This window comes from Roseateles sp. P5_E1 (genome assembly GCF_054049335.1).
In genome coordinates this window covers 1-587 of record NZ_JBFUMN010000333.1, presented here as the reverse complement: position 1 = coordinate 587, position 587 = coordinate 1, and the positions used below count along the sequence as shown (strand labels likewise).

Sequence of the window (587 nt, the reverse complement as noted above, 5' to 3'; positions counted from 1 at the left end):
GGGCCGGACATTGCGGGGTTGCCGGCCGGCGGCCGGCATTACCACCTGCGCATCGCAGGCCGACGGAGTTACGCGCCCCTGGGTGCGTAATCCTTGTACSACTTCTCTTCGACGWAGCCCGAGCCCAGCGCCAGGTTGATCGCCTTCTTGATCCGGGCACGCTCGTCGTTCTGCAGGTACACGCTGCGGGCCAGCGCGACGAAGTTCTCGTCGAAGGCCTGCGCCTTGTCCTGCAGGCGGATGTTGTCCTCGATGTCCCACAGCCGCTCGTTGACCGCCTTCAGGTCGGCACGCAGACGCGCGATGTCCTTCACCGCCGCCGGGTGCGCCATCCAGGTCTTGTCCAGCGCGCTCAGCTCGGCATGGATGTTGGCCAGTTTGGCGGCATCGTCGATGCGCTCGGACTTGATCTGCAGGATSGMGAKCTTGTCSAGCAGCTCRCCRAAGGAMACMGGAACCAGRATTTCAGCGGTCATGGGGGAGATCCGTTACATGAGACGGGCAGTTTAGCGGACCCGGCGTAGAACACAGGTGGGCTGCCTGACGCACTGTTCCCGCGTTTCTCATCCTGCCGTCAGGTGGCGCAC

1 protein-coding gene is annotated in these 587 nt (G+C 64.2%); it reads right to left on the bottom strand.

Annotated features, from left to right (window positions below; all coding sequences use genetic code 11):
* Positions 1-68: 68 nt before the first annotated feature.
* Positions 69-476 carry a DUF6165 family protein gene (locus ACXJKJ_RS31370; protein ID WP_457395553.1) on the bottom strand — a complete coding sequence of 136 codons (408 nt, stop codon included), beginning with the start codon at positions 474-476 and terminating at the stop codon, positions 69-71.
* Positions 477-587 lie beyond the last annotated feature (111 nt).